The sequence below is a fragment of the Microcystis sp. LE19-10.1B genome (assembly GCF_027530565.1).
GTDB lineage: Bacteria > Cyanobacteriota > Cyanobacteriia > Cyanobacteriales > Microcystaceae > Microcystis > Microcystis aeruginosa.
Genome location: NZ_JAPZQM010000445.1, coordinates 1 through 14,784 on the forward strand (window position 1 = coordinate 1; position 14,784 = coordinate 14,784).

Sequence of the window (14,784 nt, forward strand, 5' to 3'; positions counted from 1 at the left end):
ACTCGACCGACCCAACTGCAACAAAAAGCGTTAGATTTATTGGGAGTTTCCCTGATTTGTACCCAGTAACGGGGCGGCGGAAATTCTCTTAATCCCTTCTACAGCACAGGTTATGGCTTTTTGTCAACGGGGAAGTCCAGTGATATGCTTAGTTTATAACCTTCTTTTTAGGTAGGAGAATTGTCAGATTCTGTCTTTTGCCTCTTGCCTGTTGCCTCTTGCCTTCAGAAGCTGATAATTGCTGATTGTCGGTATTTCTGTAAGTGTGAGATGCACCCAAACTAACACACCTAAAATTGTTAATTAACGCATGGTGACGAATTCCTCGGCAGCACTGGGATGAATGCCGACAGTGGCATCAAAATCGGCTTTTGTTGCGCCCATTTTTACGGCAATGGCTACTCCTTGAATAATTTCGGCGGCGTGATCTCCCACCATGTGCGCCCCGAGAATTTTACCACTTTCCTGATGGACAACTAATTTCATCAAAGTTTTGTCCTCTCGGCCTGGTAAAACATTGTAACCGGGGCGGAATTTAGACCGATAAACTTTAATTCCCGTGTCACCATATTGTTTTTTTGCTTGCAATTCTGTTAATCCCACCGTCGCCGCTTCAGGAGTAGAAAATACTGCCGAAGGAACATTTTCATAACTCATTAACCGGGGTTTATTACCAAAGACTGTATCGGCAAAAGCTCGCCCCTGATTAATGGCCACGGGAGTTAAATTAATTTGATCAGTACAATCGCCCACGGCATAGATATTATCTTCGCTGGTTTGGCTATACTCGTTGACGACAATTGCCCCATTTTTTACCTCGACATTGACATTCTCTAAGCCCAATTTTTCCAGCTTAGGAATTCTTCCAGTAGCGGCTAATCCTAGGGCATCAACAAATAAGATTTCTGAGGTTTCTTGACCCTGAATATGTACTTTTAAACCCTCAGCAGTTTTCTCGATCGAAGTGGGGAAAGTTTCGGGCATAATTTTAATTCCCTGACGGATCATTTCCGCTTGAATCTCATCGCGGATATCCTCATCAAACCCTCTTAAAATCTTGTCTTTACGGATTAACTGCACCACTTCTGTCCCTAATCCGTGCATAATACCAGCAAATTCTACCCCAATATATCCCGCCCCTAAAACTATAATTCTTTTCGGTTGTTCTGGCAGTTGAAACATGGCATCAGAAACTACTGTATGTTCGATCCCCGGAATATCAGGTTTAACGGGATGTCCCCCCACGGCAATTAAAATTTTATCGGCAGTAATTTTCTGATCTCCCACCTCCAGGGTATGGGTATCAAGAAACTTGGCATAATTAGGAAAAAGCGTCACTTGAGAATTATCGAGCATCTTTTGATAAATGCCATTCAAACGTATAGTTTCCTGATTAACGGCGCTAATTAATTTTTGCCAATTTAACTGACTCTCTACTGGACTCCAACCGTAACCTTCCGCATCCTTAAATAGTTGCGGAAAACGACTAGAATAAACCATTAATTTTTTAGGAATACAACCGCGATTAACACAGGTTCCTCCCAAACGATCGTATTCTGCTAATCCCACTTTTGCCCCGTATTCGGCTGCCCGTCTAGCGGTGGCAATACCACCAGAACCACCACCAATCACCAATAAATCAAAATCATAACTCATAAAAACATCCTCGCAAATGAATAGAAGTTTGACGGAATCAAGAAACTTTTTTGGCAAAAAGGGGAGCGAATATCTCGGATCAATCCCTAACTGAATCTATCGAGTAACTAGCAGAATATGGTCACTAATGCTGCTAAATTAGAGTCAATTTATTTACTAAGTAGCTGGTTATAATTAAATTAAAAATGGATTTTAGGTTCGATCCCCCCTTAGTCCCCCCTTAATAAGGGGGGTGCCGATCCCCCCTGCCCCCCTTGATAAGGGGGGTGCCGATCCCCCCTTAGTCCCCCCTTAATAAGGGGGGCATCTGATAATTTTTAACGCCTACCTACTGCCAAGACTTAATTCTATGCTAACACGCCGCTCGAAATTATCTTTTCTCTTGGGGACTTGTTCCCTATTTCTCTGGGTAAACCATCCCGTCACCCTCGCAACCCCCATCAGTCAAGACAATTCTCTCCCTTCCCAGTTTATCTGTCCGGCAGACTTAGCCACCAGGATCGATCGCATTTTGGCCCGACCCGATTATCAAGGCGCTTATTGGGGAATTTTCGTAAAATCCCTTAATTCTCAGGAAAATCTCTATAGTCTCCACGAAAATAACTTTTTTACTCCCGCTTCTACTGCGAAATTATTAACCACTGCCGCCGCTTTCAGCAAATTTAACCGCGATTATCGTCTGAAAACCCCCATTTTAGCCCAGGGCAACCCCCCCGATTTAGAAACTTTAACCTTAGTCGGGAGGGGAGATGCAACCATAACCACAGAAAAGTTAGAAAAATTAGCAGAAAAGTTAAAAGCACAGGGAATTAACTCAATTTATCGCTTAATTGTCGTTGCTAGTCCTTTTGTCGTCTCCGATAGTCAAAAAACCTGGGAATGGGAAGATGTCTTTTTTGACTATGCTGTACCCGCTTCTAGCTTGGTTTTAAACGAAAATTCCGTCACTTTAAGGCTTTTACCGCGACAATTGGGGCAAAGCTTAGATTTACAATGGTCTGATCCCATTGCCGCTAAACAATGGCTAATTGAGAATCAAACCAGCACCGCAGCTCAAGGCATCCCGAATACTCTGGCAATTAAGGGCAATTTAGCCAATAATCGCCTGATTATCACTGGTTCTCTGGCTATTGATAGTCAAGATGATTTTAATTTAGCTATTCCCCAACCCTCGGAATATTTCCTCGATCGCTGGCGTAATATCCTTGAAAAAGCGGGAATTACCGTTAAAACCGCCGAAATTAGCTCAGAAATTCGCGGCGATGAAATCACCAATTTAGAATCAGAACCCCTAGCATATTTGGTGGAAAAAGTCAATAAAAATAGCGATAATTTACTAGCCGAAACCCTACTACAAATGCTCGGCGGTGTCTCGGGATTGCAAGAAACTTTAACAAAACTGGGAATTAACAGCGATAGTTATAAAATCGCCGATGGTTCGGGGCTATCACGACAAAACCTGATTAAACCCAATACTTTAGGAGAAATCTTAAAACTAATGGCAGAAAATCCTGATTATCGGCGTTCTTTAGCCATTGGCGGCATTGATGGCACTTTAACCAATAGATTTCGCCAGACTCCCCTAGAAGGACGATTACAGGCAAAAACCGGGACTTTAACCGGAGTTATCGCCCTCGCGGGTTATCTAGCAACCGCCGACAATCAACCCCTAATCTTTAGCATAACCGTAAATAACAGCGATCAACCCGCCACCACCCTCAGAAACGGCATCGATGAGGTGATTTTGCTCCTAGGACAGTTAAAACGCTGTTAATCTTTAGGAGGCAAAAGGCAAAAGGCAAAAGGCAAAAGGCAAAAGGCAAAAGGCAAAAGGCAAAAGGCAGCTTTGTTCTCCCCAACACCCCAACACCCCAATACCCCACTACCCAACCCGCAACCAATTCGATCGAGCCATTTAAGTAGGGAGGCACAATTATTTGTAGGATGGGTTAGCGGTAGCGTAACATGAGCGGGGGTTGGGTTTCATGCTTCAACCCAACCTACGTTCATCTTATATTTAATTCCACCCACCCACTTAATCACACAAGACTGTATACTTTTGTAAAAATTGCTTCTAGCTGACCTGTAGATTAATCGACGGAGTATTGATATATGTATATAGTTCAGGTTGCCTCTGAGTGCGCCCCAGTGATTAAAGCTGGGGGATTGGGGGATGTGGTATATGGATTGAGTCGAGAATTAGAAATTCGCGGTCATTGCGTGGAGCTAATCCTACCCATGTATGATTGTATGCGCTACGACCAAATTTGGGGCTTACACGAGGCTTATCGGGACCTGTGGGTACCTTGGTACGGTGGGGCAATTCACTGTAATGTTTTTTGTGGTTGGGTACACGGGCGCTTGTGTTTCTTTATTCAACCCAATTCGGGCGATAATTTCTTTAATCGCGGTACTTACTACGGTTGTAAAGACGATAATATGCGTTTTGCCTTCTTCTGCAAAGCCGCTTTAGAATTTTTGCTCAGAAGTAATAAACGTCCCGATATAATTCATTGTCACGACTGGCAAACCGGTTTAATTCCGCCCTTACTTTTTGAAATTTATAAATATCATGGTATGGGCAATCAGCGCGTTCTCTACACCATCCATAACTTTAAACATCAAGGATTTGCTGGTGCGGAAATTCTCTGGGCAACAGGATTAAATAACGATACTTACTACTTTAGCTATGCCCGAATGCGCGATAACTTCAATCCTTTTGTGATTAATTTTATGAAAGGTGGTATCGTCTTTTCCAACTATTTCAACACCGTCTCACCCCACCATGCTTGGGAAGCACACCACACCGATGTTAGTTACGGTTTAGGTCATACAATTCACCTACATCAACACAAATTTACTGGCATTCTCAACGGTTTAGATTACAATATCTGGAACCCAGAGGTGGATAAATTTATTGCTGCACCCTACGGTGTTGATAGCTTCTCCGAGAAGGCACGCAATAAAAAGGCACTGCGAGAAAGACTCTGGTTAAGAGATGAAGCAGAAAAACCCTTAATTTGTTATGTCGGTCGTTTAGATGACCAAAAAGGCGTACATTTAGTTCACCATGCCATGTATTATGCCTTAGCTCGCGGGGCGCAATTTGTCCTCTTAGGTTCCGCCACCGAATCGTTAATTAATAACTGGTTCTGGCATGAGAAAAATCACCTCAATAATAACCCTGATGTTCATATTGAATTGGGCTTTAATGAGGAATTATCTCACCTCATTTATGCGGGGGCCGATATGATTGTGGTTCCCAGTAATTTTGAACCCTGCGGACTGACACAAGTAATCAGCTTAAAATACGGAACCGTTCCCATCGTCCGGGGAGTTGGTGGTTTAGTTAATACGGTTTTTGATCGCGATTATGATACCTATCACCAACCCGAAGAACGCAATGGTTTTGTCTTTTTTGATCCCGATAATAATGCCCTCGAATCAGCCATGTCCCGGGCATTAGAATTGTGGTACACTCAACCAGAAGAATTCCAAAAATTAGCGATTCAAGGCATGGAATGCGATTACTCTTGGAATCGCCCCGGGGAAGAATACGTTGCCCTGTATGAAATGATTCGCCACAAATAAACTGCATCTTGCCCCTAGCAATTCCCTGGCAGTTGTCAACAGAAATTCGAGGAATAGATTTGTTGAAATTTCCGGGGAATTGCTTTAGTTTTGACCGATTGCTGACTCCTAACCCCACCAAAAAACTTTTTGCCGCAAACCCTACCTAGTAGAGCAGAAATGTTAACTTTGCTTGGTATTCTTGGGTGAGGGGATGACTAACTCCTAAAATCTGAAATATGGCTAACATGGCTTTTCTTGCCCCATCCTGACGATATTTTCTACTTTCTCCCACCAGGCTGATCAGTTTATCTAAAGCGGCGGCATAATCTTCTTTTAATGCGGAATTAATCCCAGTAAAAAATATCGCATCGAGGGGATTATTTTCTGGTTTTAACTGTTGAAATTCTAGGAGAGTTTTCCAACCTTTGATCAGGGGATTTTCTTCTTTAATAGCACTGATTAATCGGTAAGCATCAGACCATTTTTCTAGACGCATGAGAAATTTTACCGCCATAATAACTAATCGTGGTTCGTTGGGATATTTAGGAAAAAGACGATCAAATAATTGTTTAGCTGCGGGCAAATTATCGAGGGCAATCGCTTCTTGTATTTCTGCTAATCCTGTTTCTAATTCCGATTTTAAATCGAGACGGGAAAATAAGTCTCTAATTTGTTCTTCTGGCAAAGCACCAACAAAACAGGGTAACACTTCTCCCTTGCTGACAATTCGCACATCGGGAACTCCTTCCACATCGTATTGTTCGGCTAATTCGGGATTTTTATCTATATCTATTTTGGCAAGGATAAAATTATATTCACTTGCTAGTTTTTCTAGCATCGGTTTTACCAATTTACAGGGTCCACACCAGAGAGCATAAAAGTCTAAAATCACTGTATTTAGATAGGACTTCTCGATCACTTCACTGTCAAAATTTGTCCCATCTACCTCAATAGAATATCCCATCTATTTCTCCTCTAATAACTTATTTTCAGCTAGTTTTGTCTCACTTATCTCTTTTATCCAAAGGGCTAATCCTCCCCCTCGTCCCCGGGCTGCCATCATTGTTTCTGTGATCAGAAAATAGGCAAAAAATGCCTGTTTTTTGATACTTTCCTGATAAAAATTCGCTTCACTTACCTGGCCATTTCTAATAAAACCTGAATAGAGAGAGCGATTAAATAGGGTTAGGTTGAGCCGGGTAAAATCAAAGGCAAGAAGACGGGTTTTAGGAAAAAACTTAACTGGACCGCTTACGGATAGTTTTACTGCCCCTAAAACTATCTGATTGCTGACGCTTCCAGAGATAAATTCTCCCGGTTCTAAACTCTCATTTCTTTGGTAAGAGATGGTAATTTTTAACCAGGACGGTAGATAGCGACCCTTACCCAAAACAATTCCCGCTCTCTTTTTAGCTTTTTGAGTTCCCGTGATAAAGTATAATCGCCAAGTACCGACTAAAGCCGCAAAAGTAAGATTTTCTTTAGTTTTTTTAGTGTTTTTTTCTTTTGTTAAGAGAAATTCTAGCAATTGAGATACAGGGGGGCGATTATTGTCCTCAAGTATTAGGGGTGAGTCGAGATTTCTAACCATGATTTCAGACAGTGCCAAGATATTTTAGCTGAAGCTACCGAACTCGAAAAAGCGAGCGATAAACCGGTTGACCCTTATTATAAGTGGACTTTTCCCTCTCCGTCGGTACGGGGAAAATATTTTCCGCTAACCAGGGGGTTTGATGTTGCCGAACAAAATTGGGATGTGCTTGAAATCTCTCGGTCATTTCCAGGGCGATCGATTCCACATCCGACTGTAAAAAAACCCAGCCCCCAGCTACCATATACTTAGCCAAAGCTATGACTAATTCTGGCTGCACAACCCGACGCTTGCTGTGACGCTGTTTAAACCAAGGATCGGGAAATTGAATCGACACCCAAAATAACTTATCTGCGGGCAAAGATTGCAGTAAAATTTCTGGGGCAACATTCATATTGCCAAAAACAAAAGCGAGATTACTTAATCCTAACCTTTCCCGTTCCTGATTCGCTTCAATTACCAAAGGTTGACGAATTTCAATCCCCAAAAAATTAATTTCTGGCTCTACTTGGGCCATTTGTAACAAAAATTTACCCCGCGCACAACCAATGTCAAGATGGAGAGGTTGCGTCATATCCTGATAAACTTGATTCCAATCGGGGGGAGCGATCGGATGGCGATATTTATGACTTAAGGGATTGACGTGCTGACGAACGCGAACTTTAGCCAAAGATATTTTCTCCTCATTTCTCCTCGATCGATCTAGTTTACCGATATTTAGCCCAATTCAATGCGATGAATTTCCGTTTCGCCATTCTCAGCGATCCTCATATCGCTTTACCCACAACCATTTTGAACCATTCTAATCGCTTTCATCTGGTGGAAGTGAGTATTCCAGCTTTAAAAATTGTTTTAGACCATCTCATCACCCTTAACCTCGATTTTCTGCTGATTGCTGGCGATTTAACCCAAGATGGTGAACCAGAAAATCATCGTTGGTTAGCCGATTGTTTAGCCACTTTACCCTTCCCCGTCTATGTGGTGCCGGGTAATCATGATGTTTTGAGTTTAACCGCGACGGAAAACCAGATCGGTTTAGCAGATTTTCCCTTTTATTATCAACAATTTGGTTACAGCAATCCCGAACAAATATACTACCAAAAAGAAATTTTACCTGGAGTGCAATTAATCGGTCTTAATTCTAATCAATTCGATGATCAAGGTAAACAAATTGGCAGTTTAGATGCAGAACAATTGCATTGGTTAAAACAGATTTTACCCGCGCTAAAAAACGATCTAGTGATGGTGATGATCCATCATAACGTTATCGAGCATTTACCCGGACAAAGCAATCATGAATTAGGTAAACGCTATATGTTGGCTAATGCGGTAGAACTGCTCGATATACTACAGGAAAACGGCGTAAAATTGTTGATTACTGGCCATCTCCACGTGCAGGATCTGGCTTTTACTAGAGGTATCTATGAAATTACCACCGGTTCCCTCGTCAGTTATCCCCATCCCTACCGGGTGCTAGAATATTGCGAAAACACGGTTGAATTAGCCATAGAATCCTTTCATCTGCAAAATATACCCGGATGGGAGAATTTACCCGCTATTTCTCGGCAATGGTTAGGCGATCGCTCTTATCCTTTTATGATGCGTTTATTAACCTGCCATCCCCTCAATCTTCCCGTGAGTCTAGCGGAGGAATTAGCGCCAAAATTACGCAATTTTTGGGCAGATGTGGCTAAAGGTGACACAATCTTCGATTTTAGCGATTTTCCGCCCCTAGCACGCCGTTATTTTTACGCTTTCAGTGCCATCGATCCCCTCGGTAATCCTCATTTTATCGACAATCAAGCCGTAATTAGGGTTTGCTGAAAAAGCTTTTCCTAGGGGCAGGGTGTGGGGTGTGGGGTGTGGGGTGTGGGGTTTTACCGATTTTCAGGTGGTCAATTACCTAATTTTCAGGGAAAAAGTCCAGGGATTTTCCCCCCAATCACTCCAAAGGTCGGCACTTTTTGAGGGAAAACAAGTCGAAAAGTCTTATCCAACAATGTTTTTATATTTATTCAGCAAACCTTTATTATTCGCCAATTCAAAAATCAAACGCACCACTCCTTAAGAGTTGACAGAGAAAGGCTGATCAGCTATTCAGTTATCAGTGATCAGTTATCAGTTATCAGTGAACAGGGATATCGGGAGAAAAAAGCTGATGGCTGACTCCCCAAAAGGAAAACTTTCTACTTCACCATTAAGATAACTGCTATATAGGGTTTGCTGAATAATGGTAAAACCCTTTTAAAATAAGGCTTTTGACCTGTTAAAATCCGATGTTCATGCTGCGAAAATCCGATTGGGACTCTCAAAAACCTTGCATTATCCCTCTCATAGTACATAAATTGGTACAAAAAAAGAGGGCAACAAAGCCTGAAACGACCAGCTACTGACTCCTGACTCCTGACTCCTGACTCCTAACCCCACCAACAAACTTTTTCAGCAAACCCTATATAATTATTTCTAACTCTTACCCCCAGGATATTTATGAAGCGAGGAATTTACATTACCGCTAATGATCGAGTTATCGAGCAGGCGATCGCATTAATGAATAGTATTCGTTTGTACGATCCCGATTCTCCCGTCATCTTGATTCCCTACGACAATAATTATCAAAAAATTGCCGATTTATTAGCAGAAAAATATGGCGTTATTCTCTATCCCGATCTGCAATTGGTGGAAGAATTGGCACAGAAAATCTATGATATTTTTGGAGAAAAATTCTTTGCTCGTCCCAATCAATTTCGCAAGCAGGTGTGTTGGTTTGGAGAATTAGATCAATTTCTTTATATCGATACGGATATCGTAGTTTTTGAAAAAATAATAGATAATCTAAATTTCCTCGATACCTACGATTTTCTCTGCTGTGATTACCAACACAAAAAAGGGATTACTGATGTTTTTAATCCGATTGTTTTAGAACAAGGAATCTTCACAGAAAATGATCTAACTGGGATGTTTAACGGTGGTTTTTGGGCTAGTAAAAAGAATTTGTTCTCAGAACAGGAATTATATAGCGCTTTTCAAGAATGTGCCGCTCATCCAGAATATTTTGATTTTTCTCAAAAAACCTCCGATCAACCGATTATTAATTATACCATTCTCAAACGAGTTCCCAATCGATTTAATATTGTCCGCGCTCCGGGTTGTCAAGCGGGAAATTGGGGGGGGAGTCCTCATTTTCAACGTCAGGGGAATATCTTAATCGATCCGAGATTAAATCAGCCCTTAAAATATTTACATTGGGCAGGAATTCGCATCGAACCGGGATGTCCCTACTGGGATATCTGGAAATATTATCGTTATCTAGATGATCCTAATCCCCCCGCAGATCCGCCAGCAAGCAAACCCAAAAATCCTTTGCAGAGATTATTAGATAAAATCAAATTATAGGTTTGATTTTTCCTCTCGCACCATTAAGATAACTGCGGCAATTTAACTCCAATCCTGTTGCTCCTCAGTTTGGCGAATTTGATACACTTGTCCGTGACTGTGCAGTGGTCGAGTTTTTGCCCATAAACTAGCTTCATCTAACTGCCATTTTTCTAGGATTAAATCTAAATCTCTTTGGATTTCTCTTGCTCCCGGAAAGTTTTGATAACGTATGCGTAAACGAGCGCATTCAGCTAAGTTTAAATCATTGGGTTCTGATTGCAGCAGCTGATCAACAATCGGGCGATCTAGTCTTTCCTGTGGATGTTGTTGTTCTTGATTTTTACTAGCCATAATTAGGGTTTGCGGCACAAAGTTTTTCCTGGGGGCAGGGTGTGGGGTGTAGGGTGTAGGGTGTAGAGTTTTACCCATTTTCAGGGAGTCAATTACCTAATACCAAATCCGTTGAGTATAGGCTACATATCAGGAGAGGCACTCATGCAAAAGGCAAAACGGAGAATAAATAATCAGTTTTTAATAACTGGATTTAGTATAATTTTCAGGGAAAAAGTCCCTGAATTTTCCCCCCGATCACTCCAATGGCCGGTACTTTTGGATTTCAAAAAGGTCTAAAAGTCTTATCGAACAATGTTTTTAGATTTATTTAGCAAACCATAATTAATCGAACCAACCGATTTCGGAATCCGTTAACTCTGTGGGGGTAGGATTGGGGGCAATATAACGGGCTAAAGTTGCCATTTCAAAGTTATAAAGACTGGGTTTCTTCGGCGCAGGTTTGCTAATTGGTGAGGGTTCAGGGGTGGGGGGGGGACTATTTTCTAGGGTTTTAATTTGATTATATAATTTTTCAATTAACTGTTTTTTCTCGGTTAATTCCGTCTGGGATTGACTTAATTGACTCGATAATTTTTCAATTAACTGTTTTTTCTCAGTCAGTTCTGTTTCTGTCTTACTTAATTGACTCGATAGTTTTTCAATTAACTGTTTTTTCTCGGTTAATTCCGTCTGGGATTGACTTAATTGACTCGATAATTGTGCCACCAAAGTAGTTTTTTCCAAGAGGACAGATTCTAACTGCTCGGTCTGTTGTTGTAACTGCTGTAACCTGACAGAGAGTTCCAGATGTTCTTGAAGTTCTTTTTCCAGAGAAATCACCTTTTCTTGGAGAGTTTGCTGATTTTTCTCGGTTTTTTCTAACTCTGTTGTCAAGTCGTTAATTTTTGCCTGTAGGGTGGCGTTTGTTTCCTTAGAACGTTTGGGAGAAGGAGAGGTTTGGGATTCTACCTCTTTATTAGCTTCTGTACGGATGAGATCGTTTAAATTACCTTTGGTCATAAGCTCTGCAAATAGGATATTACGATAGAGTCGGATACTGTCCAGAAATCTGTTGGTTTAGGCAATCGATCATTATTCGCCCGATATACAAGCTTGATTACGCTGGGGAATTGTTCCATAGGTTTTATTGTATAGCTTGAGGTCGATCGATCCCTGTCCATTTAAGGAATGAGAAAAAATACCTAAATCTCAGTTTCGCCAGTAAGATTCTAAATTTTTCTGTAGTTAATGATACGGAATACTAAATTTGTGTCAGACTAAGGGTAGAAGTTGATCGCACCTGTGGCAAGGATAAATTTATGAATATTCAAGAAAAAGCACGTCTCAATCTAACCCAAGAACGACAAGCAGAAGGAATGCTCGAAGAAAATGTCTTAACTCGTACAGAGGAGCTTTTGGGGGAAGGAGAGGCAGAAACTGCGAAAGCGCGGGTTTTATTAACCGAAAATCGTCAAGAAGACGAAAAACTCCAAGATAAAATTTTAGAACGTTCGATCGAAGCTATGCAATAGCCTTTCGGTGAAGATTGGGAATATCCACACAAGTATAGATAAATGTCTGTAGAGACGTGGTTTTCCCCGTCTCTATTTCAATTCCCGATAACTAATCACTGTTAAACTAATCACTGTTCACACTCTGGACAGTGAAAAAATGCAGATCCGAAGAAAACACCCCAATCCTGCCGTTAAAGTTGAGAGTTTGAGTTATGTGGTGAAAGTGCCAGAGGCACAACCGCAAAATATTTTAGAAGAAATCGTTTGGCATAAGGAGATCGAAGTCGATAAATTGCGTGAAAAGTTGCCTTTATTGGAATTACGCAAAAAAATAGCTAATACTGCGCCACCTTGCGACTTTTTAGCCGCCTTAAAACAGGGTAAAACCCAACCCGCTTTGATTGCCGAAGTCAAAAAAGCTTCCCCGAGCAAGGGAGTTATCCGCGAAGATTTTGATCCTGTAGCGATTGCGCGTACCTATGAACAGGGAGGAGCCACTTGTTTATCGGTTTTAACCGATAGTAAGTTTTTTCAAGGTAGTTACGAAAATCTTAGCCTCGTCCGGCAAGCGGTATCTTTACCCCTATTATGCAAAGAATTTATCCTTTATCCCTATCAAATCTACTACGCTCGCTCTAAAGGAGCCGATGCTGTCCTTTTGATTGCCGCTATTTTAAGCGATCAAGACCTAGCATATTTTGTCAAAATTGTCAAGGGTTTAGGGATGACAGCTTTGGTAGAGGTGCATAGTCTGGCCGAATTCGATCGAGTGTTAGCCATTGAGGGAATCGAACTAATCGGCATCAATAACCGCAATTTAGAGACATTTAAAGTCGATTTAGACAATACTCGCCAATTACTAGAAGCCAGGGGCGAAAAGGTGCGAGAAAAAGGTATTCTGATCGTCAGCGAATCGGGATTACACACAGCAGCAGCTCTGGCGAAAGTGAAGCAAGCGGGAGCAAATGCGGTTCTAATTGGCGAATCTTTGGTAAAACTGCCCGATGCTGCCGTCGGTATCCAGAAACTCTTTGAAAATCGGGAATAGGAGTTAGGAAGTGGGGAAGTGGGGAAGTGGGGAAGCTGTCTCATCACCCTATCACCCCAAAACCCCATCACCCCAAAACCCTATCACCCTATCTCCTGAATACTGACTCCTGACAAGGCTATCTGCCGGGATATAATCAGAGTTTGCCGAATCTTAAATCATCCCCTCAGAATTGATGCGATCGAGATTTGGTTTTTTATCTTTTTGAATATAGCCCAACGAGAGAGGACGAACCATGGAAAATAAAAATATGTTGATGATTCCCGGCCCGACACCAGTGCCGGAAGCGGTATTATTGGCTATGGCTAAAGCACCTATAGGTCATCGGACGGGTGCTTTTAGCAAGGTAATCGCCGAATTAACCGAAAATCTCAAATGGTTGCATCAAACCAGTGGCGATGTCTTAATGCTAACTGCTTCGGGAACCGGTGCCATGGAAGCGGGAATTATTAATTTTCTCAGCCCCGGCGATCGAGTTTTGGTGGGAGATAATGGTAAATTTGGGGAACGTTGGGCGAAAGTGGCGAAAGCATACGGCTTAAATGTGGATGTCATTAAGGCAGAATGGGGTAAACCCCTAGATCCAGAGGCATTTACCGCTAAACTGACCGAAGACAAGGAAAAAGCCATCAAAGCGGTAATTATCACCCATTCGGAAACTTCCACCGGGGTTCTCAATGACTTGGAAAGCATTAACAAAGCGGTAAAAGACCACGGGGAAGCTTTAATTATCGTCGATGCTGTCACCAGTTTAGGAGCTTATCATATTCCCATCGATGAATGGGGTTTAGATGTGGTCGGTTCTGGTTCCCAGAAAGGTTATATGATTCCTCCCGGTTTAGGTTTTGTTTCCGTAAGTCAAAAAGCTTGGAAAGCCTACGAAACCGCCAAACTGCCGCGTTTTTATCTAGATTTGGGCAAATACAAAAAAGCCACCGATGAGGATAGTTCCCCCTTTACCCCTCCAGTTAACCTGATGTACGGTTTACAAGCTTCTCTGCAAATGATGAGAAGGGAGGGATTAGCGGCAATTTTCGCCCGTCACCAACGCTTAACGAAGATGACGCGGGCCGGTATGCGCGCCCTGGATTTGCCCCTCTACGCGGCGGATTCTTGGGCTTCCACGGCGATTACTGCGGTGGCCCCCACTCTGGTGGATGCGGAAAAAATTCGCTCGACTCTCAATAAAAAGTTCGACATCGCTGTGGCTGGTGGTCAGGATCACCTCAAGGGTAAAATCTTCCGTATCGGTCATTTAGGTTTTGCTAGTGAGAGGGATATCCTCACGGTTATCGCTGCCATTGAAGCGACTTTAATCGAGTTAGGTGTCGAAGGTGTCACCCCGGGCGCCGGTGTGGCTGCGGCTGCCTCGGTGATGGTGCAGGGTTAATCTTGGGTTGGCTTTTCCCCTTCTCCCCAAAGAGGGGGATTTTTGCCGGAAGATATAGTTTATTATCTAATACCCCGTGTGCAACTATATTTTTGGTCTTGATTTACAAGGCTTTCAATCCTTGGCTCTTCTAGGTTCTGTGTGAGCATGGTATAACAGTAACACAGAACAGGAGGTGGGTTATGTGGATAAATTTTGATCAACTCCTCGATTTACCAAATGTAACAGTGGTCAATTATCAAAAAATTGCTCAGACAATTTTCCTAAAGCTCGCTCTTTTAAATGAAACAATTGAATGTCCGAA

At 42.1% G+C, this 14,784-nt stretch carries 14 protein-coding genes and 1 pseudogene; 9 read left to right on the forward strand and 6 right to left on the reverse strand.

Annotation, left to right across the window (positions count from 1 at the left end; translation table 11 throughout):
* Positions 1 to 303 precede the first annotated feature (303 nt).
* Positions 304 to 1,656 (reverse strand): glutathione-disulfide reductase, encoded by a 1,353-nt coding sequence (gorA, locus tag O9332_RS16220; protein WP_288026437.1) that lies wholly within the window; start codon positions 1,654 to 1,656, stop codon positions 304 to 306.
* 349 nt (positions 1,657 to 2,005) lie between these two features.
* Here gorA and dacB point away from each other — a divergent pair, with 349 nt between their 5' ends.
* Positions 2,006 to 3,430 carry a D-alanyl-D-alanine carboxypeptidase/D-alanyl-D-alanine endopeptidase gene (dacB, locus tag O9332_RS16225; RefSeq protein WP_288026439.1) on the forward strand — a complete coding sequence of 475 codons (1,425 nt, stop codon included), beginning with the start codon at positions 2,006 to 2,008 and terminating at the stop codon, positions 3,428 to 3,430.
* 338 nt (positions 3,431 to 3,768) lie between these two features.
* Positions 3,769 to 5,247, forward strand: coding sequence for a glycogen synthase GlgA (gene glgA, locus O9332_RS16230; RefSeq protein WP_002759455.1), 1,479 nt, complete (start codon positions 3,769 to 3,771; stop codon positions 5,245 to 5,247).
* 145 nt (positions 5,248 to 5,392) lie between these two features.
* Here glgA and O9332_RS16235 read toward each other — a convergent pair whose 3' ends face one another.
* The 3 genes from O9332_RS16235 to trmB are packed head-to-tail and all read right to left on the reverse strand — an operon-like array spanning position 5,393 to position 7,490.
* Positions 5,393 to 6,193 (reverse strand): tetratricopeptide repeat protein, encoded by an 801-nt coding sequence (locus tag O9332_RS16235; RefSeq protein ID WP_002759454.1) that lies wholly within the window; start codon positions 6,191 to 6,193, stop codon positions 5,393 to 5,395.
* Positions 6,194 to 6,820 (reverse strand): hypothetical protein, encoded by a 627-nt coding sequence (locus O9332_RS16240; RefSeq protein WP_002759453.1) that lies wholly within the window; start codon positions 6,818 to 6,820, stop codon positions 6,194 to 6,196.
* A gap of 34 nt (positions 6,821 to 6,854) precedes the next feature.
* The gene (gene trmB / locus O9332_RS16245; protein ID WP_288026443.1) at positions 6,855 to 7,490 is read right to left on the reverse strand and encodes a tRNA (guanosine(46)-N7)-methyltransferase TrmB; all 636 of its coding nucleotides are present in this window, start codon (positions 7,488 to 7,490) and stop codon (positions 6,855 to 6,857) included.
* A gap of 65 nt (positions 7,491 to 7,555) precedes the next feature.
* On the opposite strand from trmB, the gene O9332_RS16250 reads away from it, so the two are divergent.
* From O9332_RS16250 to O9332_RS16255, 3 genes are all read left to right on the forward strand, one after another.
* Entirely contained in the window at positions 7,556 to 8,644 is a 1,089-nt protein-coding gene (locus tag O9332_RS16250) for a metallophosphoesterase family protein (RefSeq protein ID WP_002759449.1), read from the forward strand.
* A 22-nt stretch (positions 8,645 to 8,666) separates the two neighbouring features.
* Positions 8,667 to 8,888, forward strand: a complete 222-nt coding sequence (locus tag O9332_RS28120) for a hypothetical protein (protein ID WP_353853433.1) — start codon at positions 8,667 to 8,669, stop codon at positions 8,886 to 8,888.
* Positions 8,889 to 9,307: 419 nt separating this feature from the next.
* The gene (locus O9332_RS16255) at positions 9,308 to 10,213 is read left to right on the forward strand and encodes an Npun_R2821/Npun_R2822 family protein (RefSeq protein ID WP_002760988.1); all 906 of its coding nucleotides are present in this window, start codon (positions 9,308 to 9,310) and stop codon (positions 10,211 to 10,213) included.
* Between the two features lie 42 nt (positions 10,214 to 10,255).
* Here O9332_RS16255 and O9332_RS16260 read toward each other — a convergent pair whose 3' ends face one another.
* Both O9332_RS16260 and O9332_RS16265 read right to left on the reverse strand, forming a co-directional pair.
* A complete protein-coding gene (locus tag O9332_RS16260) occupies positions 10,256 to 10,546 on the reverse strand; it encodes a DUF3288 family protein (protein WP_004162669.1) in 291 nt (96 codons plus the stop codon).
* A gap of 324 nt (positions 10,547 to 10,870) precedes the next feature.
* Complete coding sequence (locus O9332_RS16265) at positions 10,871 to 11,548, reverse strand: hypothetical protein (RefSeq protein ID WP_002760984.1); 678 nt, start codon at positions 11,546 to 11,548, stop codon at positions 10,871 to 10,873.
* Positions 11,549 to 11,847: 299 nt separating this feature from the next.
* Here O9332_RS16265 and O9332_RS16270 point away from each other — a divergent pair, with 299 nt between their 5' ends.
* The 4 genes and pseudogenes from O9332_RS16270 to O9332_RS16285 form a co-directional block, all read left to right on the forward strand.
* Positions 11,848 to 12,060 carry a hypothetical protein gene (locus O9332_RS16270; RefSeq protein ID WP_002760983.1) on the forward strand — a complete coding sequence of 71 codons (213 nt, stop codon included), beginning with the start codon at positions 11,848 to 11,850 and terminating at the stop codon, positions 12,058 to 12,060.
* Positions 12,061 to 12,199: 139 nt separating this feature from the next.
* Positions 12,200 to 13,090 (forward strand): indole-3-glycerol phosphate synthase TrpC, encoded by an 891-nt coding sequence (gene trpC / locus O9332_RS16275; RefSeq protein WP_288026446.1) that lies wholly within the window; start codon positions 12,200 to 12,202, stop codon positions 13,088 to 13,090.
* Between the two features lie 235 nt (positions 13,091 to 13,325).
* Entirely contained in the window at positions 13,326 to 14,480 is a 1,155-nt protein-coding gene (locus O9332_RS16280; RefSeq protein WP_002760980.1) for a pyridoxal-phosphate-dependent aminotransferase family protein, read from the forward strand.
* A gap of 182 nt (positions 14,481 to 14,662) precedes the next feature.
* Positions 14,663 to 14,784, forward strand: a pseudogene (locus O9332_RS16285) (ISL3 family transposase); the annotation flags it as partial.